This is a genomic window from Streptomyces sp. NPDC039609, assembly GCF_055596705.1.
The window spans coordinates 1,048,788-1,072,039 of sequence record NZ_JBVIUJ010000001.1 but is presented as its reverse complement, the minus strand read 5'-3'; the positions used below and the strand labels follow the sequence as shown (position 1 = coordinate 1,072,039).

At 69.2% G+C, this 23,252-nt stretch carries 29 protein-coding genes and 5 pseudogenes; 15 read left to right on the top strand and 19 right to left on the bottom strand.

All coding sequences use genetic code 11. From position 1 onward, the window contains the following. Window positions 1-68: 68 nt before the first annotated feature. On the bottom strand, window positions 69-632 hold the full coding sequence (locus tag ACZ561_RS04865) for a hypothetical protein (protein ID WP_470989733.1): 564 nt from the start codon (window positions 630-632) through the stop codon (window positions 69-71). Beyond that, window positions 587-856: a hypothetical protein gene (locus tag ACZ561_RS04860; protein ID WP_470989730.1), complete on the bottom strand. Its 270-nt coding sequence runs from the start codon at window positions 854-856 to the stop codon at window positions 587-589. The genes ACZ561_RS04865 and ACZ561_RS04860 overlap by 46 nt, the downstream gene beginning before the upstream one ends. A gap of 790 nt (window positions 857-1,646) precedes the next feature. On the opposite strand from ACZ561_RS04860, the gene ACZ561_RS04855 reads away from it, so the two are divergent. Continuing rightward, complete coding sequence (locus tag ACZ561_RS04855; RefSeq protein WP_470989728.1) at window positions 1,647-5,222, top strand: S8 family peptidase; 3,576 nt, start codon at window positions 1,647-1,649, stop codon at window positions 5,220-5,222. Between the two features lie 96 nt (window positions 5,223-5,318). Here ACZ561_RS04855 and ACZ561_RS04850 read toward each other — a convergent pair whose 3' ends face one another. The 5 genes and pseudogenes from ACZ561_RS04850 to ACZ561_RS04830 all read right to left on the bottom strand — a co-directional run. After that, window positions 5,319-6,182, bottom strand: a complete 864-nt coding sequence (locus tag ACZ561_RS04850) for an SDR family NAD(P)-dependent oxidoreductase (protein WP_470989725.1) — start codon at window positions 6,180-6,182, stop codon at window positions 5,319-5,321. A 39-nt stretch (window positions 6,183-6,221) separates the two neighbouring features. After that, window positions 6,222-6,491, bottom strand: a complete 270-nt coding sequence (locus ACZ561_RS04845; RefSeq protein WP_470989723.1) for a hypothetical protein — start codon at window positions 6,489-6,491, stop codon at window positions 6,222-6,224. A 721-nt stretch (window positions 6,492-7,212) separates the two neighbouring features. Beyond that, the gene (locus ACZ561_RS04840) at window positions 7,213-7,809 is read right to left on the bottom strand and encodes a hypothetical protein (protein WP_470989721.1); all 597 of its coding nucleotides are present in this window, start codon (window positions 7,807-7,809) and stop codon (window positions 7,213-7,215) included. Window positions 7,810-7,973: 164 nt separating this feature from the next. Next, complete coding sequence (locus ACZ561_RS04835; protein WP_470989719.1) at window positions 7,974-8,204, bottom strand: DUF3040 domain-containing protein; 231 nt, start codon at window positions 8,202-8,204, stop codon at window positions 7,974-7,976. Between the two features lie 22 nt (window positions 8,205-8,226). Then, window positions 8,227-9,402 (bottom strand): annotated as a pseudogene (locus tag ACZ561_RS04830) (ArsB/NhaD family transporter); the annotation flags it as partial. On the opposite strand from ACZ561_RS04830, the pseudogene ACZ561_RS04825 reads away from it, so the two are divergent. The 3 genes and pseudogenes from ACZ561_RS04825 to ACZ561_RS04815 form a co-directional block, all read left to right on the top strand. After that, a pseudogene (locus tag ACZ561_RS04825) lies at window positions 9,398-10,111 on the top strand (rhodanese-like domain-containing protein); the annotation flags it as partial. The pseudogenes ACZ561_RS04830 and ACZ561_RS04825 sit on opposite strands and share 5 nt — an antisense overlap. Before the next feature lie 64 nt (window positions 10,112-10,175). Continuing rightward, window positions 10,176-10,538, top strand: coding sequence for a rhodanese-like domain-containing protein (locus ACZ561_RS04820; protein WP_470989718.1), 363 nt, complete (start codon window positions 10,176-10,178; stop codon window positions 10,536-10,538). Next, window positions 10,535-11,270: pseudogene (locus ACZ561_RS04815) on the top strand (sulfite exporter TauE/SafE family protein). Before ACZ561_RS04820 ends, ACZ561_RS04815 begins: the two are co-directional and overlap by 4 nt. 26 nt (window positions 11,271-11,296) lie before the next feature. Here the strand turns inward: ACZ561_RS04815 and ACZ561_RS04810 are convergent. Then, window positions 11,297-11,575: a metal-sensitive transcriptional regulator gene (locus tag ACZ561_RS04810; RefSeq protein WP_019548565.1), complete on the bottom strand. Its 279-nt coding sequence runs from the start codon at window positions 11,573-11,575 to the stop codon at window positions 11,297-11,299. 59 nt (window positions 11,576-11,634) lie between these two features. On the opposite strand from ACZ561_RS04810, the gene ACZ561_RS04805 reads away from it, so the two are divergent. Next, window positions 11,635-12,213 (top strand): rhodanese-like domain-containing protein, encoded by a 579-nt coding sequence (locus tag ACZ561_RS04805; RefSeq protein WP_470989716.1) that lies wholly within the window; start codon window positions 11,635-11,637, stop codon window positions 12,211-12,213. Between the two features lie 235 nt (window positions 12,214-12,448). On the opposite strand, the gene ACZ561_RS04800 is transcribed toward ACZ561_RS04805, so the two are convergent. Next, window positions 12,449-13,057, bottom strand: coding sequence for a hypothetical protein (locus ACZ561_RS04800; RefSeq protein ID WP_470989713.1), 609 nt, complete (start codon window positions 13,055-13,057; stop codon window positions 12,449-12,451). 464 nt (window positions 13,058-13,521) lie between these two features. Here ACZ561_RS04800 and ACZ561_RS04795 point away from each other — a divergent pair, with 464 nt between their 5' ends. Beyond that, on the top strand, window positions 13,522-13,932 hold the full coding sequence (locus tag ACZ561_RS04795) for a four-helix bundle copper-binding protein (RefSeq protein WP_376430298.1): 411 nt from the start codon (window positions 13,522-13,524) through the stop codon (window positions 13,930-13,932). Window positions 13,933-13,973: 41 nt separating this feature from the next. Here the strand turns inward: ACZ561_RS04795 and ACZ561_RS04790 are convergent, their stop codons facing one another. Together ACZ561_RS04790 and ACZ561_RS04785 are read right to left on the bottom strand one after the other, a co-directional pair. Beyond that, window positions 13,974-14,156, bottom strand: a complete 183-nt coding sequence (locus tag ACZ561_RS04790; protein ID WP_470989710.1) for a hypothetical protein — start codon at window positions 14,154-14,156, stop codon at window positions 13,974-13,976. 405 nt (window positions 14,157-14,561) lie between these two features. Then, window positions 14,562-15,320, bottom strand: coding sequence for an NPP1 family protein (locus ACZ561_RS04785; protein ID WP_470989709.1), 759 nt, complete (start codon window positions 15,318-15,320; stop codon window positions 14,562-14,564). Window positions 15,321-15,782: 462 nt separating this feature from the next. Between ACZ561_RS04785 and ACZ561_RS04780 the strand changes: the two genes are divergently transcribed. Next, window positions 15,783-16,382 carry a GNAT family N-acetyltransferase gene (locus ACZ561_RS04780; protein ID WP_470989707.1) on the top strand — a complete coding sequence of 200 codons (600 nt, stop codon included), beginning with the start codon at window positions 15,783-15,785 and terminating at the stop codon, window positions 16,380-16,382. On the opposite strand, the gene ACZ561_RS04775 is transcribed toward ACZ561_RS04780, so the two are convergent. Together ACZ561_RS04775 and ACZ561_RS04770 are read right to left on the bottom strand one after the other, a co-directional pair. Further along, window positions 16,325-16,651 carry a transposase gene (locus tag ACZ561_RS04775; RefSeq protein ID WP_470989705.1) on the bottom strand — a complete coding sequence of 109 codons (327 nt, stop codon included), beginning with the start codon at window positions 16,649-16,651 and terminating at the stop codon, window positions 16,325-16,327. The genes ACZ561_RS04780 and ACZ561_RS04775 overlap by 58 nt on opposite strands. A 97-nt stretch (window positions 16,652-16,748) precedes the next feature. Further along, on the bottom strand, window positions 16,749-16,985 hold the full coding sequence (locus tag ACZ561_RS04770; protein ID WP_470989702.1) for a DUF2283 domain-containing protein: 237 nt from the start codon (window positions 16,983-16,985) through the stop codon (window positions 16,749-16,751). Between the two features lie 156 nt (window positions 16,986-17,141). On the opposite strand from ACZ561_RS04770, the pseudogene ACZ561_RS04765 reads away from it, so the two are divergent. Continuing rightward, window positions 17,142-17,417 (top strand): annotated as a pseudogene (locus ACZ561_RS04765) (transposase family protein); the annotation flags it as partial. Window positions 17,418-17,449: 32 nt separating this feature from the next. Then, entirely contained in the window at window positions 17,450-17,674 is a 225-nt protein-coding gene (locus tag ACZ561_RS04760; protein ID WP_470990083.1) for a hypothetical protein, read from the top strand. 53 nt (window positions 17,675-17,727) lie between these two features. Here ACZ561_RS04760 and ACZ561_RS04755 read toward each other — a convergent pair whose 3' ends face one another. Then, a complete protein-coding gene (locus ACZ561_RS04755) occupies window positions 17,728-18,189 on the bottom strand; it encodes a TIGR03618 family F420-dependent PPOX class oxidoreductase (protein WP_470990070.1) in 462 nt (153 codons plus the stop codon). Between the two features lie 479 nt (window positions 18,190-18,668). Between ACZ561_RS04755 and ACZ561_RS04750 the strand changes: the two genes are divergently transcribed. Then, a complete protein-coding gene (locus ACZ561_RS04750) occupies window positions 18,669-18,974 on the top strand; it encodes a cupin domain-containing protein (RefSeq protein ID WP_470989700.1) in 306 nt (101 codons plus the stop codon). Window positions 18,975-19,057: 83 nt separating this feature from the next. Here ACZ561_RS04750 and ACZ561_RS04745 read toward each other — a convergent pair. The 5 genes and pseudogenes from ACZ561_RS04745 to rpmB all read right to left on the bottom strand — a co-directional run. Next, window positions 19,058-19,419: pseudogene (locus ACZ561_RS04745) on the bottom strand (helix-turn-helix domain-containing protein); the annotation flags it as partial. Window positions 19,420-19,454: 35 nt separating this feature from the next. Further along, complete coding sequence (locus tag ACZ561_RS04740; RefSeq protein WP_470989698.1) at window positions 19,455-19,880, bottom strand: hypothetical protein; 426 nt, start codon at window positions 19,878-19,880, stop codon at window positions 19,455-19,457. Further along, a complete protein-coding gene (locus ACZ561_RS04735; protein ID WP_470989696.1) occupies window positions 19,877-20,140 on the bottom strand; it encodes a hypothetical protein in 264 nt (87 codons plus the stop codon). Before ACZ561_RS04735 ends, ACZ561_RS04740 begins: the two co-directional genes overlap by 4 nt. A 265-nt stretch (window positions 20,141-20,405) precedes the next feature. Then, window positions 20,406-20,711 (bottom strand): 30S ribosomal protein S14, encoded by a 306-nt coding sequence (gene rpsN / locus ACZ561_RS04730; RefSeq protein ID WP_470989693.1) that lies wholly within the window; start codon window positions 20,709-20,711, stop codon window positions 20,406-20,408. Beyond that, the gene (gene rpmB, locus ACZ561_RS04725; RefSeq protein ID WP_470989690.1) at window positions 20,711-20,947 is read right to left on the bottom strand and encodes a 50S ribosomal protein L28; all 237 of its coding nucleotides are present in this window, start codon (window positions 20,945-20,947) and stop codon (window positions 20,711-20,713) included. Before rpmB ends, rpsN begins: the two co-directional genes overlap by 1 nt. Before the next feature lie 67 nt (window positions 20,948-21,014). Between rpmB and rpmG the strand changes: the two genes are divergently transcribed. From rpmG to rpmF, 5 genes are all read left to right on the top strand, one after another. Then, window positions 21,015-21,179: a 50S ribosomal protein L33 gene (gene rpmG / locus ACZ561_RS04720; protein WP_030118432.1), complete on the top strand. Its 165-nt coding sequence runs from the start codon at window positions 21,015-21,017 to the stop codon at window positions 21,177-21,179. A 33-nt stretch (window positions 21,180-21,212) separates the two neighbouring features. Then, complete coding sequence (locus ACZ561_RS04715; protein ID WP_470989687.1) at window positions 21,213-21,461, top strand: type B 50S ribosomal protein L31; 249 nt, start codon at window positions 21,213-21,215, stop codon at window positions 21,459-21,461. After that, window positions 21,458-22,600 carry a CobW family GTP-binding protein gene (locus ACZ561_RS04710; RefSeq protein WP_470989684.1) on the top strand — a complete coding sequence of 381 codons (1,143 nt, stop codon included), beginning with the start codon at window positions 21,458-21,460 and terminating at the stop codon, window positions 22,598-22,600. Before ACZ561_RS04715 ends, ACZ561_RS04710 begins: the two co-directional genes overlap by 4 nt. Window positions 22,601-22,653: 53 nt before the next feature. Beyond that, a complete protein-coding gene (gene rpsR / locus ACZ561_RS04705) occupies window positions 22,654-22,890 on the top strand; it encodes a 30S ribosomal protein S18 (protein ID WP_470989682.1) in 237 nt (78 codons plus the stop codon). A 138-nt stretch (window positions 22,891-23,028) separates the two neighbouring features. After that, window positions 23,029-23,199 (top strand): 50S ribosomal protein L32, encoded by a 171-nt coding sequence (gene rpmF, locus ACZ561_RS04700; protein WP_470989679.1) that lies wholly within the window; start codon window positions 23,029-23,031, stop codon window positions 23,197-23,199. Window positions 23,200-23,252: the final 53 nt, after the last annotated feature.

Below are 23,252 nucleotides of genomic sequence, written 5' to 3'. Positions count from 1 at the left end.
ACCCTCGTACCGGACTCGAGTCCCGTCGCCCCCACCCGGCCCGGTCCGACCCGCACCTCCCGCGGGGGCTACTGGATATTCAAACGGAACGGGTGGGAGAGGTCCGCGGGGCATGCGAAGACGCGGAGTTCACCGAAGCGGCCCACGTTGAGATCCGGGCCCTCGCCGCTGTCCAGGGTCAGCATGAGGCGCATCCGGACCCCGCAACGGCAGTCGATGGGAACGAGGTCGGTGAGGTGCCAGCTCGGCCAGCCGCCGACCTTCCAGCCGGGCAGGCAGGCGAGGAGGCGGGCGTACTCGACGCCCCGATCCTCGGCCCACGCGTACGCCGTGTCGACGAGGTCCTCCGGGAGCTCGTCCTGGTCGGGCAGGTCGACGACGCGGGCCGGGTCGAGGACGCACGGCTGCGGCAGATAGGCGCCCCGGGCCTGCTCCGGCCGGGGCGGGTCGAGTATCGCTCCGACGGTCTCCGCCACGCGGTGCCGTAGCACGATGTTCGGCCCCCAATAGCGAGGCTGGCCGGGCAGTTCGGCGTGGTCCACGGGGCACCACAGCATCTGGAGCAGGTCCGTGCCGTCCGGCATGGTCAGGTCGGGGACGTCCCGGGCATGGAGCTGGAGGACGGGGACCATGGGAACGGTGCGGCAGGGGGCTCGTGCACCGTCCGGATCCGCTCCCATGTGACCCTGTCAAGCACGCCGGCGCCGTCCATGATCCGGCTCTGGGTCTCGACCTGCTCCTCGGTCAGCACGTACGGGCCGCCGCCGCGTGCCTGACGCCGCGCCTTCATCTCGCGGTCGACTTCCTCCCAGAGCTCACGGTCCCGATCCGACAGCTTCTCGCGCTTGTGGACCACGTGCGGCGCTTGGCATTCCGGCCACGGCTCGTCTGAAGGCCACAGCAGCGGACCTCCGACGGAGTTGTCTCGCGGGCCGGGATCACCGGCCGTGGGTCGGAGCAAGGTGGCGGTCCTGGCGTGGGCGGCGAAGGCTGGGACGTTATCGATCAGTGCCTGCGGAGCGAGATTCTCGGTGGTCACGGTCGGGTTCCTCCATGGCTGGACGGGCCGGGAGTCCAGCGGATCCTCGGCGAGATGTTCGGGACGGGCGGGTGCCTGCTCGCAGGCGTCGCGGTCCGCCGCGGTCCGCCGCGGGGGTGCAGGCCGGTCCCGCCCGCGCGTACGCCCCAGCGGCTCAGGGGCCCGTACGTGAAGGACTCGACGCGGCGCATGTGGATCATCCTCGTCGTCCGCCCCGCAGGCTCGCAAGGAGCGGTCGCGCCTGGCCGGGCGCCCCGCGCGCCCGGCCTGCCGACGGAGCCGCGCGACCGAGGGGTGCAGACGCGGAGTGCAGGGGGCGCTCGGGCGTGGCGGTGTTGCGCCATGGCGGCCTTCCGCCCTTCCCATCCACTGTCACAGCGGCGACTCCTGGCTCCAATGTGCTTCCTGTGAAGTTCGCGACACCTTCAGGGAGTTGGTACAGCGGATGAGATCGAGATCAAGGACCGCGGCCGTCGTCGCGGCCGTCGCGGTGACGCTGTTGGCCACAGGCTTGCCCGCGGCCGCAGGGCCGGAGGCCGCCCGACCGGGGCCCGCGCGCGCAGGGGTGCCAGGTGGTCCCGTACCGGGGCAGCGGACCGTCACGCTGGTGAGCGGGGACCGGGTCAGTTTCGCCGGGAGCGGGAGCGGGATACAGGTCAGCGGGGTGAGTCCGGGCAAGGGCCGGGAGCACATCGCGTTCACACGGGTGAGGGTCGACGACCATGAGTACGTCGTCCCGGTGGACGCCACGCAGGCCCTCGCGGACGGGCGTGTGGACCGGCAACTCTTCGACATCACGGTGCTCGTCGCGCAGGGGTACGACGATGCCGCCCGGTCGGACATCCCACTCATCGCGACGGCAGGAGGCGGGCCCGCGCTGCGTGGCTCGACCCAGCGGGAGACGTACCCGGAGCTCGGGCTGACAGCCCGCACCGTGCGCAAGTCGGAGGCTGCGACGGCCTGGCATGGCTTCCTCGCAGGTACGGGCGGGGGCACGTCACGTACCGCAGCCTCCGGGAAGCTGTGGCTCGACGCCAAGGTGAAGGCGAGCCTGGACCGGTCCGTCGCCATGACCGGCGCCCCCGAGGCATGGCGCAAGGGCCTCGACGGCAAGGGCGTGAAGGTCGCGGTGCTCGACACCGGGTACGACCCTGCCCATCCGGACCTGAAGAACAAGGTCACCGCCGAGCAGAACTTCACCTGGGACGAGAGCGTCGCCGACCGCAACGGCCACGGAACGCACGTCGCGTCGACCGTCGCAGGCAGCGGAGCCGCCTCGCAGGGACGGTACAAGGGCGTGGCGCCGGGGGCGGACCTGCTCGTCGGCAAGGTCCTCGACGGTGGCGGATCCGGTTACGTCAGCTGGATCCTCGAGGGGATGGAGTGGGCGGCCGCCCAGGACGCAGACATCGTCTCCATGAGTCTGGGCTCCAGTCTGCCGAGCGACGGCAGCGATCCGCTGTCGCAGGCGGTCGAGAGCCTGTCGGCCGACGGCGGGCCGCTGTTCGTGGTCGCCGCAGGCAACGACGGCGCACCGCGCACGATCGGCTCGCCGGCAGCGGCGCCGAGCGCACTGACGGTCGGTTCGGTGACGAAGGAGGGCGCCATGTCCTCGTTCTCCTCCCGCGGTCCCGCGGTCGCCGACGGCGGCGTCAAGCCGGAGATCACCGCGGCGGGCAGCGCGATCACCGCCGCCCGCGCGGCGGGGACTCTCGACGACGCCGCGGGCAGCGAGTTCTACGCGACGATCAGCGGCACGTCGATGGCGACGCCTCATGTCTCCGGCGCGGCCGCCATCCTCAAGCAGCGGCACCCCGACTGGAGCTCCCAGCAGCTCAAGGCGGCGCTGGTCGCCACCGCCGACCCCGTCGACGGCGCGGGCGTGTACGAGCAGGGCTCGGGCAGCGTGGACGTGCCCGGCGCGCTCGCGTCCCGGGTCGCCGCCATCCCCGCGGCGGTCTCCGCCGAACTCGCCTGGCCCTACACAGGCACTCCGACGCGCACGGTCACGTACCGCAACAGCGGCGGCAAGGACGTCCGGCTCACTCTCTCCCTGAGTGGGAAGGCTCCGGTCGCGCTCACCGCGCGGCAGCTCACGATCCCGGCCGGCGGTACGGCCTCCACGACCGTACGGATCGACATGAACCGGGTCTCCCCCGGCGCCCACAGCTCCTGGATCACCGCGCGGGGCAGCGACGGCAGCACGGCGCGCACGCCCGTCGGTGTGGACGCGGAGGGACCGAGCGCCACTCTCACCCTCCAGCCCCCTGCGAAGCGGGCCGGCGTCGAGGCGGCGTACACGAACCTCGTGGTGCAGAACGAGAAGACGGGTGAGTCGCAGCTCATCGGCCTCACGACGGAACCCGAGGAGATCCGGGTGCCGGTCGGCGACTACCGGGTCTTCGGCGGGGTGTGGGAGTACGTCGCGCACGGCGAGGCAAGCGTTCCCGAGACCTCCGTCGCCGTCGCACAGCGTGTCTCCCTGACCGGCGACCGCACACTGAAGGTGGATGTGTCCGCGGCGAAGCCGGTCACCCTGGGCATCGACGACCCGGAGATGCGAATCAACGAGCAGGGCTCGGCGACGGGAATCGTCTCGTCGACGGGGGCGGACCGGCCGACGACGGGGCTGGCCGCGCCGATCTTCGGCGGTGCGTACAAGTCATACGCCGTGGGCAGCGTCCGGATACCCGGGATGACGTACTTCTCGGCCGCGTCCTGGGAGCAGCCGTACGTCCTCGCGACGACGGTCGGCGGCGCCGCGGCCCCGGTGGACGTGCCGGTGCGGCTCGTGTCCTGGGGTCGGATGGACTGGGATCTGGAGAAGCATGTCGTCGACGCGGGCAGTGGCGAGGACCTGACCGGCCTGGAGCTGAAGGATCGGATCGTGCTCTTCGAAACGGGCTGGTCCGTGCCGTGGGAGGAGCGGGACAGGCGATACGCGGCGATCAAGGCGCAGAAGCCGGCAGCGATCCTGATGTCCGGGTACGCGTCGTTCGACGTGGCGGACCCGCCGCTGGGCGTCGACGCGCTCGGCGTGGCCCTGCTGCGCGAGCGCCTCGCCCAGGGGGAGGTGACGCTGCGGATCAAGGGAGAACGCAACGGCGACCGCACCTATTTCACCTTCCACAAGCACGACGACGGGGTTCCTGCCGGTGCGCACTGGCAGGACCGCCGCCGTGACCTGGCGGGCGTGGAACACAGCTTCCGCACCACCGGATACCCGAACGACCCGAAGGGGATCTACGGCTGGGTGACCCACCAAGGCCTGCGGCTGGCCCAGCAGTCGACGTTGTTCCGTGCTCCGCACCGGATGACGGCGTACTACACGCCGGACGTGCCGTGGACGACGGCCACGTTCGAGTACGCGATCGACGCCGACGGCCCGCTCGGGGTGCAGTACTCGAATCCGACCGTCTTCCGCGAGGGGCGTACGGTCAAGGACAACTGGCTGACCGGCCCGTTCAACCCGTCGCTGTCGGTGACCGGCCCCGACGGCCGGGCGCAGGCCACGCGTGACGGGGACAAGCTGCGTCTCGCGCTGCCGATGTTCTCGGACGCGGCGGGTCACCGGTCGGATCCGGCGAGGGATCTGGAGTCGGGTGAGACGACGCTGCGCGAGGACTCGGGCCGGGTCGTCGCACGCAACGACGAGCCGGGGCAGGGCGCCTTCGACGTACCGCGCCGGGGGCAGTGGTACGAGCTGACGTCCACGGCACACCGCGACCATCCCGACTGGTCTCTTGGTACGCATGTCACGGACGTCTGGCGGTTCCGCTCGGAGCACACCGACGGCGAGAGCCCGCTGCCGCTCCTCGACACGCGCTACGACATGGCGGGGCTCGACGGCGACAACTCGGCTCCGGAGGACCGGGAGTTCACATTCGGGCTGGAGATCGGCCGCCAGGCGGGTGCGCGTGGCGGCGCGGACGTGGAACGGGTGTCGGTGCAGTACTCCACGGACGACGGCGCCACATGGCAGGCGGCGCGCGTCGGCGGGCGGGACGACGAACGGCGGGTGACCGTACCGGCGATGAAGACCGGCTGGGTCTCCCTCAAGGTCACCGCCGAGGACCGCTCGGGCGCATCGGTGACGGAGACGGTGACCCGGGCCTACCGGGTCGGCTGCCCCGAATACTGGTGCTCGTTCGCTCCGACGTGGCCGCACTGGCCGGCACGATGACGCGATGACACGCGGATGACGAGTGCTGCGGGCCGCTCTTCGGGGCGCCCGCAGCACTTCGGCATCAGAGGGACGGGCTCACGGGTGCCGGTCCCGTCATGGGTCAGACATGGCTGCGCCCGTGTAGTCCGCGAGCGCGGCCAGTAGTTGGGTCTGGAAGTCGACGTCGTGCACGGCACCGTGGGGATCCTGCAGCCGCTGGTGATACCAGTACCCGCCGCTGGAGCGCGCTCGCGAGTCGTCGGTGGTGGCGAGCCATTCCTGGGTGAGATGCCCCAGCCGCAGGTCGTCGGGCGCGCCGGGTCCTCCCATCCTCGTGGGCACCCAGCCGGGATCGACGGCGTTGCTGATCACGTTCGGCCAGATCCGGGCAACAGCGGCGGCAAGGGTCGTCACGAAGAGCTTGCTGTCCGAGTAGGAGCCGGTTGCGCGACGTCCGCTCCAGTCGATGTGGGCCAGCTCCGCCCTCCCGCCCCTGTGCATGCCACTGCTCAGGTACACCAGCCGCCGCGGGCGCTGAATGATTGCCGTGAGCAGATAGGGAGCGACGACGTTGACGGGCATGACGTGTGCGCCGGTGTAGACACCGGCGTTGTGGATCACGGCATCCATCGGGCCGAGCCGGTTCACCTGTTCGGCGACGCTCGACGTCTCGTCCTGGTCGGCCAGGTCTCCCACGACTGCCAGGACGCCTCGGTCGACGAGGTCGCGGACAGCGGTGAGGCGTTGGGCGCTGCGTGCGTGGAGGACGACGTCATGGCCGGCGGCCATCAGGGTTTGCGCGGCGGCTCGGCCGAGACCGTCGGCGGAGCCGGTGATGAAGATGCGTGCCACGGTCTTTCCCTTCCACGGGCCTTCGCGCCGCGCGTGCGGCGGCAGGCGGCAGGCGGCAGGCGGCAGGCGGCAGGCGGCAGGCGGCAGCAGCGCCCTTGCCTTCGCTTCATCTCCATCGTGCGTCATTCGCAGTGGATTCTGCTGCGTGAGAGCTCGACGCGGCCCCTATGACGGCCTGGTCGCTGTTCGGGCGCCAACAGCCCGGATCTCGCGGCAGGCCAGGGCGATGGCCACAAGATTGAGCGGGAAGGCGACGAACTCGGCCGGTCCGCTGACGCCGACGCCGCGCAGGAGGCTGGTCGCGGTCGCGGCGAGCAAAAGGGCAAGCGGAAGGAAGCGGCGCCACGCGGGCAAGGTACGGATCCGGGCAGCTTTGAAGGTGACGGTCAAGGCACATGCGAAGAGGAGCACGTACAGGGCGAGGGGCAGCAGCACGGGCGGACTGTTCCTTCAGGGGGTCAGCGGTCGGGGTTCGATGAGCCCGACACGGATGGCGTACGGGGGCGGTTCGAGGCGGTCGCGGAGGCCGACTCCGCCGCTAGGTAGCGGCCGAACACGTCGGCGAAAGGACCGGGGCGGGGACGGTGACTGGCAGAGCGCTCGTGCCACCGCGGCGATGAGAGGCGCGGCGGCAGGACGATCGCCAGGACGACGACATGCCTCCACGCCATTCCAGCCTGCCACCCCTGCGCTCGGACCTGCGACCAAGCCTACGTGCCCGTTTCATCCTCACCGGGTCGGAAGGGTCGTGTCGATCCGTGTCGGCACCCCTACTTCGCTCATCGGGTGGGCACAGGCCGGCGGCCGAGTGGGCCGTCTGCAGGGAACGACAACGACGCCCCTGTACGGCCGACGGCGCGCGGGCGTCGTGCAGTGGCCTGCCGGGTCGCCGGGGTGGTGACGAGTGAGCAGGTCGTCCCCGGCAAGGCGGCTGCCCTGGGCGGCTCCCGTGGCAGTCTGACCTGCAAGGTTCACCTGTCGACCGACCGACGCTGCCGTCCGCTGCGACTCCGAACAGGCCAAGTAGTTGATGGGCTGCAGCAGGCCATTTCTTCGGATTGCCCGCTCGACCGACAAACGAGATATCTCATGACCGGCGGCGGCCCATAGAGCAACCACCTCCCGTGCGGCACCCGGGGCGCTGGCGTCTCCCCGCTCAGCGAAGACCGCGCTTCTCGCGTTCGGCTTCGATCAGCTCCTCCATGAGTTCCTCCGGGTTAACCCTGTACTCGGTGTCATCAAGGGCGTCGTAGTCCTGGTTGCTCAGCGGTAGGCCAAGCTCGGCGAGTTCGGCGGCCAGTTGTGCGAACGCGATTCGCTCGTCGGGCACATCCTGGTAGCTCGCCCGCTCGGCAGCGGCCCCCTCGGTGAGGGTGAGGCCGACCAGGCTCCAGAAGGTGAACTCGGTGTCCAGCTCTGTGAGATGCCATGCACGGTCCGCGGGTTCGTCGGGGTGCACCCAGTAGCCGATCCACCCCTTTCCGCCCTTCGCCACGAGCTTGACGTACGTGGCCATCTCCGCAGCTGCGGCGTTGACAGCCTGCATCTCCGGGTCCGCGAGTTCCTTTTCGCTCAGATAGCTGGTGTCCAGGAGCGGGTGGACCTCTCCCGCCTCGAAGAAGTCGAGGTCGAGAAGGCGGGTGAAGTCGGTACGGCCTTCCCACTGCGCCACCAGCAGAACGCGCAGGTCGTCGGGTACCGGACGGCCGTCCAGCCGCTCGCGGGAGAACTCGGCGAGCCGTTCGTCGTACATACGCCCTCTCCAGAGGTCGAAGCAAGATCCTCCCGTCAACGTAACAGCGGTGTCTGACAAGAGGCTGGTGCGCCGGCGGCTGCCGAGCACCCCCGTGATCCGGACTCAGAACAGGTCCTCGTGCCTCCGTCGGTGGAGGCGGCGCCGTCGGGTGTCGAGGAGGTTCACGGCAATGCGGTCATGACCAGGCCGCTCGCCAGCAGCAGTCCGTTCGGCACAAGCGCTCCGGCGACAAGGGCGGCCAGCGCGAAGGCCATGGCCAGCCATGCCCGGCCGCGGCGGTCCTCGCGGGGCCGCCGGGGGCAGCCCTTGTCCAAGCCACGGGCGAAGCGGGGATCGTCATGCCACAGTCGGGCTTCGAAGTCGGCGATCCTCTCGTCGTCGGGTTCGCCCATTGCTGTCAACCCCCTTCGGTGGTCAAGCGAGCGCAAAGTAGCGGAGCCAGACATACAGGCCCGAGACGGTGATCGTGACGGCGGTGACGACCAGGCCGTAGCGGCTGAACTGCCAGAAGGAGATGTGGTGTCCGCTGCGGTCGGCGATTCCCACGACGACGACGTTGGCGGAGGACGCGATGATCGTCGCGTTGCCGCCGAGGTCCGCTCCCAGAGCGAACGACCACCAGAGCACGCCCGCCTCCTCCGTTCCGCCGGAGGAGGCGACGATCTCGGAGACGATCGGGCTGACCCAGGCGACGAACGGGATGTTGTCGATGACGGCGGAGGGAATGACGGATCCGAACAGAAGGGCCATCGACGCGCCGAACAACTGCCCCTCGGTGGCTCGGGCGGCGGCCTCACCGATATCGGTGATGATCCTGGTCCGCACCATCGCACCGACCATGACGAACAGGCCGGTGAAGAACGCCGGCGTCTCCCACTCGACGTCGGCCACCACCTCCCTGGTGTTCAACCGCGAGACGGCAAGGAGCACCAGGCCGCCGGCGATCGCCACGACCGAGGGCTCCAGGTGCAGGGCCGTGTGCAGGACGAAGCCAGTCATCACGATCGCGACCACGACACCGCTGACCGCCAGCGTCCTGCCATCCGTGATGGCGTCCCGCTCGCGCATCGCCATGACCGTGGCCGCACGCTTGGGGTCGTAAGAGAAGGCGGAGCGGAACATCCACCGGCACAGGGCGACAAGTACCGCGATCAACAGCATGGAAATGGGAGCCATGTGGAGCAGGAAGTCGTTGAACGACAGGCCTGCCCGGGAACCGATCGTGATGTTGGGCGGGTCTCCGATCAGGGTGGCCGCGCCGCCGATGTTGCAGGCCATCACCTCGGCGATCAGATAGGGCACCACCGGCAACCCCAGGTCGCGGCATACCGCGATGGTGACCGGAGCGATCAGTAGCACGGTCGTGACGTTGTCGAACCAAGCGGAGAGGAACGCCGTAGCGAGAATCAGCAGCACCATCAGCCGGTGGGGACGGCCTCGAACCCGCTTGGCCGCCCAGATCGCCACGAACTCAAACAGCCCCGTCCGCTTGAGGACTGCGATGATCAGCATCATCCCCAGCAGCAGGAAAGTGACATTCCAGTCGACGCCCGTTTCGTCGGAGAAGAAGGCGTGCTCAGCAGCTGTTGCCGGGCTGGATGATGCTCCGGCCTACTACGCGCACATGGGCCCGGCCAACTCCGCGGGCCCAGCTCCCGTGGACCTGACCGCACCACAGCGCGCGGACGCCGACGAGATCGCGGGTCGTCTGGCGGCGGGCGAGTGGCTCGTCGACCTGCGCAAACGAGTGGCGCTCGCCGAGGGGCACGTGGCCGGTTCGTTCAACTTCGAGGTCGAGGGGCAGCTGGCGACCCAACTGGCGGGGATGATCCCGTGGGGCAAGCCTGTGACGCTGCTGGCGAGGAGTGCCAAGGACGTCCGCGCTCAGCGCGAGCTGGCCCGCGTGGGTATCGATCGCCCGGCCGCAGCCGCCGTCGGCTCACCGGCCGACTGGGTCGCCGGGCAGGAGGAACCGGTGTCGTTCCCGCGCGCGACCTTCGCCGACCTGGCCGCCGCGCGCGGGCGGGGCGAGGGCGTGGTCGTTCTGGACGTACGCCGCGCCGGCGAGCGGGCCGACGGCTGGATCGAGGGCAGCATGCACATCCCCGTCCACCAGGTCCATCAGCGCCTGGGCGAGGTGCCCGCGGGCACGGTGTGGGTGCACTGCGCGGGCGGGATGCGCGCGGCGATCGCCGCCTCCGTGCTGGACGCGGCGGGCCGTGACGTGATGGCCATCGACGACGGCTACGCAGCCGCCGCAGACGTCGACCTCGTGCTTGTCACGCCCGCCCGGAACTAACCCCCACGGCTTCGTCTGCCGGGCCGTCGGCGGTCCCGCAGACGAGGAGCACGCAAGGAACAGCATGCTTTTCTTCCGACGCGGCCCCGGCCGCATCACTCCGTCCGAGGCACATCGCCTGATCCGGGACCGTACAGCCGCCCTGCTCGACGTCCGGGAGGCGGACGAATACCAGGCCGGTCACGCGCCCGGTGCGCTGCATGTGCCGCTGTCGCGGCTGGCAGCCGCGGGAGCGGATACGCCCGGCAGCCGGGAGGGGCGCAGCCTCGTACTGATCTGCCGTTCGGGCAAGCGTTCCCGGCAGGCCGCGCGACTGCTCGCCGCGCGCGGCGTGGAGGCGGTGGACGTCACCGGAGGCATGATCGCCTGGGCCGGAGAGGGCCTGCCCATCCAGGACGCACACGGCCAGGCGGTCACCGTCACATGATCGCGCTCGTCCTCGCCCTGCTCGCCGGGGCGCTGGTCGGCCTGGCGTTGGGCTCCCTGGGGGCGGGCGGCAGCATCCTGACCGTCCCTGCCCTGATCTACCTGCTCGGTTTCAGCCTGGTCGAGGCGACCACCGCCGGCCTGGTCATCGTGATCGTCACCTCGGCCACCGCCCTGGCAGCCCATGCCCGCGCCGGGAAGGTGCGCTGGCGGCCGGGCTGCTGTTCGCGGCGGCCGGACTTCTGCCCGCCGCCGCGGCCGGTGTTCTGTCCGCGCAGATTCCCGCCACCGTACCGACTCTCGCTTTCGCGGCCCTGGCCGTGCCGGCGGGCCTGCGGATGCTGCACCACCGAACGCCGCCGGAGAACGCGACGGTGTCCGTCGCACGCGCGGCGGGCGCGGGGGCCGGACTCGGCGCGGTGACCGGCTTCCTCGGCGTCGGCTTCCTGGCCGTGCCTGCCCTGGTGACCGTGCTCGCCGTACCCATGAGTGCGGCCGTGGGCACCAGCCTGCTGGTCATCATCGCGAACGCACCGGTCGCCCTCGCGGCGCGCGCGGCCGCCGGGGTCAGCCTCGACTGGGCGCTGATCATGCCGTTCATCGCGGCGGCAGTCCTGGGCGCCTGGGACGCAGGCGGCTGGCCGCGAAGGTCGCGCCCGCCGCCTTGCCGCGGGTCTTCGGCGCCCTGCTGCTGGCCGTGGCCGCGGCGATGGCGACAGGCGTGGCGCTGTGACACAGCCCCGTGGCCTGCCCCAAGTACTACGCCAGGGACAAGAACAGCTTCTCCAGTCGAGCCCGCATCTGCGCGGAGTCCCGCACCTCCGGGTCCTCACTGGTCATGCACTGCTGCAGCCCCGTCGCGATGATCGAGAATCCGGCCCTGTCCAACGCCTTGGAGACCGCGGACAGCTGCGTGACGACGTCCTCACAGTCCCGGCCCTCCTCGATCATCTTGATCACTCCCGCGAGCTGGCCCTGTGCCCGCCGCAGCCGGTTCAGCGCCGACTTCAGCTCCTCTGCGCTCATGTCGAGTTGCACAGCATCCTCCTCGCATACCCCTATGGGTATCCTACCGTGGAGGAATCACCCAGAAAGGCATGCGCTCCGTGACGACAGCCGCACTGACTCCCTCCCAGGCCACCGGACGTTTCGGTGAGTTCACCGTGATCGACGTCCGCTCCCCCGGCGAGTACGCCGCCGGCCACCTGCCCGGCGCCCACAACGTCCCCCTCCACCGTCTGGCCGAGGCCGCCGACACCCTGAAGGCTGTCGCAGGCCGTACGCCGCTCCTCGTCGTGTGCGCCTCCGGGGCCCGCTCCGCCAAGGGCTGCGCTCGGCTCGCCGCCGTCGGCATCGAGGCCACCACCCTGGAGGGCGGCACCGCGGCCTGGGCCGCCGCCGGCCACGAGGTCGAGCGTCCCGCCGGGGCACGCGCCGTCTGGCCCATGGACCGCCAGGTCCGCCTCGCCGCCGGCACCCTGGTCGTCGCCGGCTTCCTGGCCGGTCTCGCCTGGCCACCCGCGCACTGGCTGTCCGCAGCTGTCGGCGCCGGACTGGTCTTCTCCGGCGTGACCAACACCTGCGGCATGGCAGTCCTCCTGGCCAAACTCCCCCACAACCGGCCCGTCAACGGCACGGTCTCCCTCCAACAGACGCTGCAGCGTCTGGCCAGCTGAGGCGCACTTCCACGGGCGGCCCCGCCCCGGCATCGCGCCAGGGCGGTGGTGGGCGCGGGTGGGCGCGAGGGGGGCATCGACGACCGTCAGTGCGCCTCCTGCGGGCAGGGACCGCACAGCCGCCGCGTGGCTCTGTCCGCCAGAACGGGTTCTGGCTCAAATTCACTGATGCGTGCACGGAATGTGACGACTGCTGCCGAGTGGATGAGCTACTCAACGGCGCATCCACTGACACTCAGTCCTTGTTCTCTCCCGGCGGCTGCTTGATCAAGAGTTGTTCTGCCGCCTCGGTCGCTTCTTCCTTCAGTGCCTGGAGGGAGACATCCCAGCTCTCCTCCCAGTCATCCAGTGTGAGCGCGCACGTTACGAGTGGCTGCAGGTCTTCGGGGTAGTCGAGGTCGTAGGCGACGTCGGCCCAGATCAGGTGGGCGCCAGCAGCGGGATCGAGGGATCCGTCCACAATCTGACCAGCGATCCAATAGGCCATGGCCCACTTCGCGGCCCGGGGGTCGGCCGGCGCTTGGAAGAGGAGTCCGAGCTCCTCCAGGACCTGGTCGAAGAGAGCTGGGGCTTCCGGTTCTTCGCTCCGCAGGAGGCCGGCGAGCATGGCGAGCGAAGGGCTCTCAACCCCGGCTATGAGTGCGTCCAACCCCGCCTGGATGAGCCGGTGGGATCCAACCTGCCGGCCGAACGCCCTCTCATGCGCTATGCGGCTGAGCTGCTGGAGGGCATCGTCATGGTTCATCTCGGTCTCTTCGTTGGTGGCTGTCGCCAGAACTTTTCCACAGCCGCCGAAGGTGACGCCATCCAGTTCCCTGCACGCTCGGTTGAGGCTGGCGATCAAGACGTCAGGAGGCGCTTGCGGAGGAGCTGGAATCCGGCTCGGCCCAACATCTGCCGTTTGAGCATCTTGATCCGATTGACGTGTCTTCGAGCACGCCGGAGTTCCAGGGCAGGTGAGGCCAGCGATCACAGCAACCCGTCTCGGGAGGCGTCCCAAAGATCGAGGCTACCGATGGCGGCGAGTGCCTCCAGGTACGCGGCCCGCTCATACGAGTGCAGGGGTGCAGCCAGAAGCGCCGCAGTAGGGCACCGCCCCGGCGGCGTCAGCTCCGAACCGAGCCCGGCGCGGGGCCGCCCCGGCGGGGTCGCGCCCGGCCCGCGCTGCCCACTGTTCGACGAGTTGGATCACCAGCCCTAGCAGAGCCTCCAACCGGGCACGTTCGCGTCGAGGGGCGTTAGCTAGATGTGTGGGGCTTCCAGGCGGTCGCTCCGGTCTGCTGGCTCCGCGGAGAGGGAGGCACCCTGATGTCCACCACCGTGAAGGACATGCTCGCCACCTACCCGGCCGACCTCGGCGACATCGACCAGGCCAAGCTCACCCGCTGCATCGAGGAATGCATCGCCTGCGCGCAGGCGTGTACGGCGTGTGCGGACGCCTGCCTGTCGGAAGGAATGGTGGGTGATCTGACCAAGTGCATCCGTATGGACATGGACTGCGCCGACATCTGCACCGCCACCGCTGCTGTGCTCTCCCGCCACACCGGCTACGACGCCAACATCACGGCGGCCATCCTGAGGGCATGCGCCATGGCCTGCAAGGCATGCGGCGACGAATGCGCCTCCCATGCCGACATGCACGAGCACTGCCGTATCTGTGCCGAAGCCTGCCGCTCGTGCGAGGAGGCATGCAACGAGCTGTTCGCGGCCCTCGGCTGACGGAGGCGACCAGACAAGGACCGCGACCGAGTTGGGCACCATCAGCGCCGGCCGATCGCGGTCGCGGCCATCGCCGGTGAACGCGGGATTACGCACGGCGGTGAACTGCCCAGAGTGACCAGGACGGTCCACTCGTCGGCGTCGACGCCGATCCGCCACGAGGTGCCCATCCTGTTGGCGCTCTGGGCCACCAACGTGGTGGTGATCTCGGCGATCGTGATCACCAGCCCGTCCTGCCCGGCACCGGCGTCGCGGTGCCGGGCAGATCCGACAGTCCGGAGAGCGAAGCGTTGGGGCTGCGGCACCGCCGAAGGGCGCGAGTACGACCAGGACACGCGCCCACCAGGAGGCGAATTCGGCCTACCGCAGACTCCCCGGAACCCGGCGTTACCGTCTTGGCGGGCCCGGATCGGCGCCCGAATCCCGTACGCAGTCACCGTCCACCCGACGAACAAACCTCTGAAGGAAGAGAAAGCCACAGCGTGCGGAAAGGTTGGGCCTCCTTGCCGTGGCCGCCGACCGGGTGTTGGCGCGACCGCAGTCCGCGCCGCTCCGAGCCCGACCCAGCAGCCGGACGGACCGTTCCGTGTTCTCGTCCTGCTATGCGGCCGGATGGTCGCGAAGGGCGCCTACAGGTACGGGTCGAAGGGGATGCCCGCCGGCTTGGCTTCCGCCAGGTGGGATGCGAAGGCGCTGTCCTTCAGACCGAAATGCGCGCTGCCGAAATCGGCCTCGCTGAGCTTCTCCCGGAGTGTCGCGGGGTAGCCCGACCACCCGACGAGCGCGGGGAACTGCCAGGCACGGCGGTGGTTCTCGGGCGGTTCGTCGTTGGTGTTCGCCGCGCGGAAGCAGTGCGTGCCGACGCCGTCCTTGTGGTAGACGATCTTGGGGTGCGTGCCGTCCCAGCGGATCTGGTCGCGCGTATGGATGTTGAAGTCGCCGTGGGCGGAGGTCGCGACGTACTTGGCCTCGTTGCCCTGGATCCACACCACCACGTGCTCCCAGTCGTGACGGTGGCCACCGAGACTGATGCCGGGGATGGCCTGGTCCTTCTCGAAGTACAGCGCATAGATCACGGCGCACCAGCCGTTGTTGCACGTCCAGCGGGAGTAACCGTTGGTGTTGTCGAGGTCCGAGGCGTCCCGACAGCTGCCGTTGAGGGCGCCGGTGGGTTTGAGTCCGCCATTCAGACCTCCGCTCGCACCTATGGCGGGGGTCGGGTAGCAGCCGTCGGTGTCGTAGTCATAGGCCGGCTGGAAGGTCAGCTCGATCGCTTCAGCCTGGGAGGGCAGGGCCGGTGGTGGGGCGGCGAAGGCTGTCTGCTGTGCGCCGATGACCAGCGCGAGGGTGACGACGGCAACGAATGATTTCCGGATGTGGCGATTCATCAGCAAAGCAGGCCCCCTGGCCGGTCGGGTTCGACGGTGACGGCGGGCGGAACGCGACCACCATCGGCCGACACGCCCGGAGCATCATTCGCGAGCCGGGGCGACACATCAAGGGTCCGAGCAGCCTCTCTTTCGTAGACGGCGAAAGACCCTGATGGCAGCTTGCGTCAAAGAAGTTGACGGAGCATCAGCAATGGAGGCACAGGCCTGGAGGACGGCAGCCTACGCCTGCCGCGTTGGGCCGCCGCCGGGGGGCCGGCCCCGCTGCTGCACTGTTTCCCAAAGGGCGCGCGCACGTCTGCTCCCCTACGGTCGGGCATAGGCCTTCGACCCTCCGCTGGCCTCCGGAGAAGTGGGGCAAGAGTGCTGGTCGCCATCATCAATGAGTGGCTGCAGCCGGCCCTACGACCTGGTGCCCAATTGCCTCGCGCATGAGCCGCCCCGCGATCTATCCTCGCGGCCATGACGTCACACGATGCGCCTGAAAGCTCCCGGATAGCGCCCGGTGGTGCCGGGCTGGTAATCCGGCACGAGACCGCTGACGATCACCGAGATGTGCGCAAGGTTCATACGCGCGCCTTCGGTGACAGCGATCGGGTTCCCGGGCTCGTGGAGGCACTTCGCGTAACCGAGGCCGCATTGGTGCCGATGTCCTTTGTAGCTGTCGTTGATGACCGGGTCGTCGGGCATGTCCTGCTGAGCGCGACGCGGTTGGACGCTCCGCGCCGGATCGTGGACGTCCTGTCGCTGTCACCGCTGGGCGTGGACCCGGAGTTCCAGGGTCAGGGCATCGGTACACAGCTCGTCGCCCACGCCCTCGAGGCGGCCGACAGCCAGGGTGTGCCGTTGGTATTCCTGGAGGGTTCGCCGCGCTACTACGGCGCGCGAGGCTTCGAGGGTGCCGGCGCGGTGGGCTTCCGTTCGCCGTCGCTGCGGATCCCTGAAGCCGCCTTTCAGGTCGCCCGGTTGTCCGCTCACGAGCCGTGGATGACGGGCACCTTCGTCTACTCAGAGGCATTTTGGGCCTTTGACTGCGTCGGCCTGCGCGACCCCGAGGACTGAGGGGCTACCCGACTCGACCTGATCTTCAGGACTGGCACAGTGGCGATATCGGAGGTCGAGTCGACCGAGATGCCCCAGTCAATGTCACCTGCCGTCCGCCTCGGCCTGGACCCGCCGAAGAAGCACCTCCCTTTTCCGTCCGCCGACCAGCGGCGATGCCGCTCGTGGACCGTCTTCCACGGCCCGTAGCGATCAGGCAGATCCCGCCACCGCACGCCCGTCCGACTCCGATGCACCACCCGTTCATCACCTGCCGGTGGTCCCGCCATCCCCCACAACGACCGTTGCTTATCGGCAGAAGCGGCTCAAGCCGCTCCCACTGGGCATCCGTCAGAGTGCCTCGGCTCCCATGGCTCGCTCAACGAATCACGTGCTCGGCGGACGCGGATCACGGTCGATCCTCTCTGCGCCGGCCAGCAGCTCCGGGTGCAACCGGCGTCTGGCACTGAACAGTTCGATGCCCAGGAGTCGTCCGTGTGAGTCGTAGTCGAGTATCGCCGTGTCGTCCTCGGCAGGCACCTGCCGAACGGCCTCTCCTGGGGCGATGCTGTCGACAAGGTAGATGTAAGCCATGTTCGCCATTGCGTCGTACTCGACCCTCATCGCTGACCTTTCCCTCCGTTCTCTGACCTGTAGTGCCAGGCCCTGGTCTTCCGGAGAGCGTACTGACGTCGAAGATCGCCAGGACGCGCCCTGACCGCCTGGGCCTCGCTACCCCCACCGGGTTCCGCCTGCCCACCCTGGCCGACGTCTTCGCCTATGCCCAGGCCGAGGGCGTGCGCCTGCGGTTGGACGGCACGGAATCCAGGTCCTCCGACCCGCGCCCACCCGTCCGGAAGGCGCCGGTTCGTCTCAGACAAGCGGCGGCAGAACACCCACAAGTACACCGTCGCTTCCCACAGCGAGGGCCGTCTGCTGTGGGTCGGCGCCCACCGGCCAGGCAGGATGCACGACCAGACCGCGCTCAAGACGGAAGGCATTGGAGACCTGCTCGGCCGCTCCCCCAAGTCGGGCTGTCCCTGGACTCCGGCTACCAGGGCCTGGCCAAGCTCGACCCGAAACGGATCGTGGTCCCGCCGCCCGAGCAAGGCCAGGCCGCCTCTGCGAACGAGATCACCGTCTACCAGCGTGCGCGCCTACATCAGTCGTCCGAACGTATCTGCGTCGAGCACGCCACCGCCGAGATCAAGACCTGGAGAGTCCTCAAGCGCTACCACCGCAAGCGGGAGCACCTGGCCCAGACCATCGATGCCGTCGCGTCCCTGGCCTCCGATCGGGCGGCCCGCCGCTGATCACCACCCCACGCCATGCCAACACGTCCCAACCTCAACTGTGAACATCGTCATTAGCCGTTGATGTCGAGTGCCGTCCCGTACAGCCGAGATACCTTCAGTCGGATGACCACCCGGCGCTCGGCGACCAACTGCTCCAAGAACGCATCTTCATCCTGCGGCTTCGCGGCCTCGGGCACCATCGCGAGCAGCTCTCTCCCGATCGCATCACCTGGCGTGGTCGTGATCTCGGAGACCTCGGCCTCGCCCTCGGCCACGGCGAAAGACCACACGTCGCCTCCCGGAACATGCACGGCCGCGCGCGGGTCACGCCGGAGCTGCTTGACCTTGATTCGGTCGGCAGTGGTGGAGAACCGCACGATGCGTGATGTGGCGTCCCAGTTGTAAAGCATGGTGGTGAGATGGGGATGGCCGCTGCGCTTATTGGTGGCGAGGGTGCCGAACTGCTGCGTGTTCAGCAGTTCGGAGAGAGCATCGTCGGACAGAGCGCGGGGAGCTGCAGGCTTCTGAGTCATGACGTGCTCAACTTCCTTGTGTACCTGGGCATTCCACGCGCTATCCAGAAGTCCGCCCCACCAACATTCGCAACAGGCCCCCAGGTCCCGGCCGGTACTGAGCCCGTCCCCGGCCGAGCCCTGCCCGAACCGGGGGAAGTCCTCTCCACACGGCTCGGGCGTGGACTTGGCCACGGCCTCCATCTGCGCGGCCGATTCGGGGGCGCCCACCTTCGGCCGCATTCGGCTCGTCCGTAGCCAACCGCTCCCAGGCACCGAGCCGCGCAACTTGTTGTGGATGCGCAGCCATCGCACCGCTTCCTCGAACGTCCAGCGGCTCGCCACACATCGCCGACCGGGTGATCGAGCGTGGTCGGGACAGGTTTTACCAAACGGTCGACCGACGATCGTCCCAGCTCAGGTAGCTTTCCGGCATCCGCTGAACCTGATGGTCGGGCTGCTTCTGCCATGGCGGAGGCAACCCGCTGAGGAGGCATGCAATGAGTTCGATCAACGTCGTGGACACAGCAGCCGCACTGCCCGCTGCCTGGAGCTCCCACACTCTGGGAATGGTGGGGGCGACCTGTGTGAAAGTCCTGCGTATGGACGGCAGCCCGGTCGAGGAAGAGGCCCACGAGGCAGACGAGGTGCTGCTGGTGCTCGACGGGCGGCTGGAACTACTGGTGGAGGGCGCCAAGGTCGCCGTGGAAACAGGCGAGCTGTACCGGGTGCCGGCGGGTGCTCGACACGCTGTCGGCCCGGGCAGCCGCGGCACGTTGGTGATCGTGGAGGAATCCGGTGCGTGAACGCGCTTACCGCAAGCACGAGTCGGTGCCCGCAACGTGCGAAGCGGCGAGGATCGCGTTACTGTCGTGGGGGGGGCGGCCGCCTCTGCGGCGTCCAACCCGTCGGCCGGGACCAGGGTTCCCTCCGCGATGAGCACGGTATCCTTGCGGAACCGTCTGCGGGGCTTGAGCGCGAACAGGGCGCCAAGGTGGCTGATGAATGCGGTCAGCTGCGGGCCGTGAGACGCGACCAGTGATGCGAGCTGTCGCAGCGTCAAGTTGGTGCGCCAGTACGCCATTACCAGCAGTACTCAGTCCTCCAACGGCGGGCTCCACGGACGGCCTCTGCGGACCGGGTCATCTCTTTCATGCCGCAGCTGTGTCACCAACGCGCCAAGACATCGGGGGCTCAACCCCCTGAACGGGCTTTCCAGGTCGGCTGCGTCACCGTGATCACACCAGTCACGGCGGCAGCCTCACACCGTTGCCCCGGCGTGCTGATCACTTGCTGGACAGGCGGAGTTCCCCAAACCAGGTCTCACACCGGACACGGCCGGAGTCGAAGGTGATCTCCAGCGCGAGCCGCCCGCCGTCCGGGGCAACCTCTTGGCTGACCTTCAGTACCGTCTCGCCGAGGTGATCGGCGAACGGGGTCTCGCCACTGATCGGCGCTACCTCGACGCGGCCTGACTCCGCCATGTCGTATCCCGCGAAGGGAGCCGACGGCTCCACGATCAGGCACCAGTCCGAACCGGTCATAACGTGCGTGGCGACCGTCTCGCCGTCGATCAGCCACACGTCCAGCGGGCCGGACGGGGCCTCCGAGCCGAACACGTGCCACGAAGCCACCACTTGCTCAAGACGGCGCCCGACCAGGTACTCAGGACGCATACCAACCCCGTGCAACGGGCACTCGCTCACCGTCATCGACTCCACGCAACGACCGGTGTCTGTACGGCCGTGCCCCTCGTGGCCTCGAGAGACACCGTCTGAGTGAAGCTCACGCTGCCTGACTTCTGCGTCTGACGCAGGGCCAGGAAGACCTGGCGGTCGAGCGGCTGGTCGAAGACCGGGTGCCGCGGAGGCTGCGCCTTCGCGTGCCCGCCCTCGTCGTCCCCACCGGCGCAGGCGGTGAGCAGCAGGAGGGCGGTGGGGAGCGCGGCGGTACGAGCAAGGCGTCTGCTCATGATCACTTGACCGCCCGGTCGGATCAAAGGTTGCCTTCCTGCACGTCACAGAACGATCACCCCAGGGTCGGCGCGAGGAGCGCCCACGACTGGCAGGCCGAGCGCCATGCTCGGCATCACATGCCTGATTCGAAGCACATGTGCAGAGCCTTGGACGGTGAGGAGCTGCCACCGCGCGCTCGCCCTGTCGGTACGGGCCAGCGGCACGCAGGCCCACATCCCGCCGGAGATGTGGACTCTTGCGTGCTCGCCGGAGGAAGGGGCGCTACCAGGAGGACTTGGTGACTCCTGGAAGGAATCCGGCGTGCGCCTGCTGCCGCATCCGAACGCGCGCCAGACCGAACCTTCGCAGGTACCCACGGGGCCGGCCGTCGACGCTGTCCCGGTTGCGCACCCGGGTGGCGCTGGCATCGCGGGGCTGCTTGCCCAGCTCCTCCAACGCGTCCCGGCGCTCGGCTTCGCTCGAGGACGGCCGCCGGAGGACGCTCTTCAGCTCGCCGCGCCGGGCGGCGTAGCGCGCGACGACGGCCTTGCGCTTCTCGTTCTGTGTGATCTTGCTCTTCTTGGCCATCAGACCCTTACCCCCCGCGCGCGGATCTGAGCCACCGCGGCCTCGATGCCGATTCGGTCGATGGTCTTGATCGCCTTCGCGCTCAGCGTCAGGCGGACATGGCGCCCCTCGCTCGGCAGCCAGTAGCGCTTGCGCTGGATGTTGGGGTCGAAGCGGCGGGAGGTGCGCCGGTGCGAATGGGAGATGGCGTTGCCGAAGCCCGGGCGGGCGCCGGTCAGCTGGCATAGGGCGGACATGGTGCTGCTGCCTCTCTCTGAACCGAACCGTTATTGAAAACGATTTCCATTCCCGTATAGTAGCGGCATGGCACGCAACGAAGTACGCCCGATCATCAAGCTCCGCTCCACCGCGGGCACCGGCTACACCTACGTCACCCGCAAGAACCGGCGGAACGACCCGGACCGCATGGTGCTGCGCAAGTTCGACCCGGTGGCGCGTCGCCACGTCGACTTCCGCGAAGAGCGCTGACCTCCGCCCCCACTCCCGCTTGAAGGACACCCCATGAAGCCCGGAATCCACCCCGCCTACGGACCCGTCGTCTTCCGCGACAAGGCCGCCGACTTCGCCTTCCTCACCCGCTCGACCGCCACCAGTGACAAGACGGTCGAGTGGGAGGACGGCAACAGCTACCCCGTCATCGACGTCGAGATCTCCTCGCAGAGCCATCCCTTCTACACCGGCACCGCCCGCGTCCTGGACACCGCCGGCCGCGTTGAGCGTTTCCAGCGCCGCTACGGGAGCAAGGCGTGACCCTGCCCGTCGTCATCGTCGGCGGGCTCCACTCCGACGCCCGCAAGGAAGTCGTGGACCGGCTGCTGCAGGCCGTCCCCGGCAGCGTCGCCCTCCATCACGACCTGTCCACGGCAGCGCAGGGCACCGTGCAGCGCCTGGTGCGCGACACCTCGGGCGAGCTGTCCCGGGACGAGGCGCCGCTGGTCAACGACTGCGCCTGCTGCGCACTGCGCGAAGATCTGGTCCCCGAGCTGGAACGACTTGCAGGCAGCGGCCTGACCCGGCTGGCCGTCGTCGAGCTGTGGGACTCGGTCGAACCCAAGGCGATGGCGGAGGTGATCGCCGCTCACGGCGCCGACGCACTCGATCTCACCGGCGTGATCACCGCGGTGGACCCGTCGCTCGTCCTGCCCTACCTCGTCAACGGCGACGACCTGGCTGACGCCGGCCTCGCCGCGGCCGCCACCGACCGGCGCACCATCGGAGACACCTGGGCGCGACAGCTCGAGTACGCACCTGTACTCGCACTCGTCGACAGCGAGGAAGCCGGCGACGAGGACCGCGCCCTGCTGGCCCAACTCCACCCCACTGCACGCCGGGTGCTCGCCGCATCCGGCGAGCTCGCACAGGCGGCCTGCGCCGGCTTCGACGCGGAAGCGGCGGCTGCCGCCCAGCACCCGGCCTGCGCCCTGCTTCCCCAGGAGGCGGAGGAAGCGGGAGTCACCACCTTCGTCTGGCACAGCCGCCGCCCCTTCCACCCCGAGCGCCTGTACGACGCCCTGGAAGACCTGTGCTGCGCCGCCGCGCGCAGCCGCGGCCGGTTCTGGCTCGCCGACCGCCCCGACACCTTGCTCGCCTGGGACGCGGCGGGCGGAGCCCTGTGCGTGGAGAACGTCGGCCCCTGGCTGGCCTCCCTGCCGGACGCAGCCTGGGACCTGGTCCCGCCGATGCGCCGAGCGGCAGCCTCACTCGACTGGCATCCCGAACACGGCGACTGCTGCCAGCACCTCGTCTTCACGTCCCCCGGCCTCGACCGCCACGGTGTGAAGCAACTCCTCGAGTCCTGCCTCCTCACCGACGCCGAATACGCGGCGGGACCCGAAGCCTGGAAGTCCCTTCCGGCAGCCTTCGGCCCCCTCCTCGACCCCGTCTCCTGACGACCCTGACGCCCCGACGACCCGGCCGACCCCGACGACCACAAGGAACGCACATGGCCCGCCGCCAGAACCCGCACAAGCCGCTCAGGTCCCGTCCCAACCCACTGGATGCAGCAGGGATCGCGTACATCGACTTCAAGGACACCGACCTGCTACGGAAGTTCATCTCCGACCGCGGCAAGATCCGCAGCCGCCGTGTCACCCGCGTCACCGCCCAGCAGCAGCGACAGCTCGCCGCAGCGATCAAGAACGCCCGTGAAATGGCCTTGCTCCCGTACGGAAACCGGTAGAGCCCCGCAGCGGGCCAGGACTCCCCGACGTCGCTTCTGCGGGCCGGCAGACACGACGGCGTGGAAAGGCCTGGCCGCTACGGGGCACGTCGAGCTCCCCATCCCGAAGTCGCCCCTGAATCACCGAAGGAGAACCCCATGGCTGTCCCCAAGCGGAAGATGTCCCGCAGCAACACCCGCCACCGCAGGGCCCAGTGGAAGGCCACGACGCCGCAGCTCGTCCCGATCACCGTCGACGGCGCGGTGCACCGGGTGCCACAGCGCCTGGTGAAGGCGTACGAGCGCGGCCTGCTCCGCCCCGAGCGCTGATCAACTCATGACGACGGACGCCCAACTGCCACCGGTCTCAAAGCCGGCCTGAG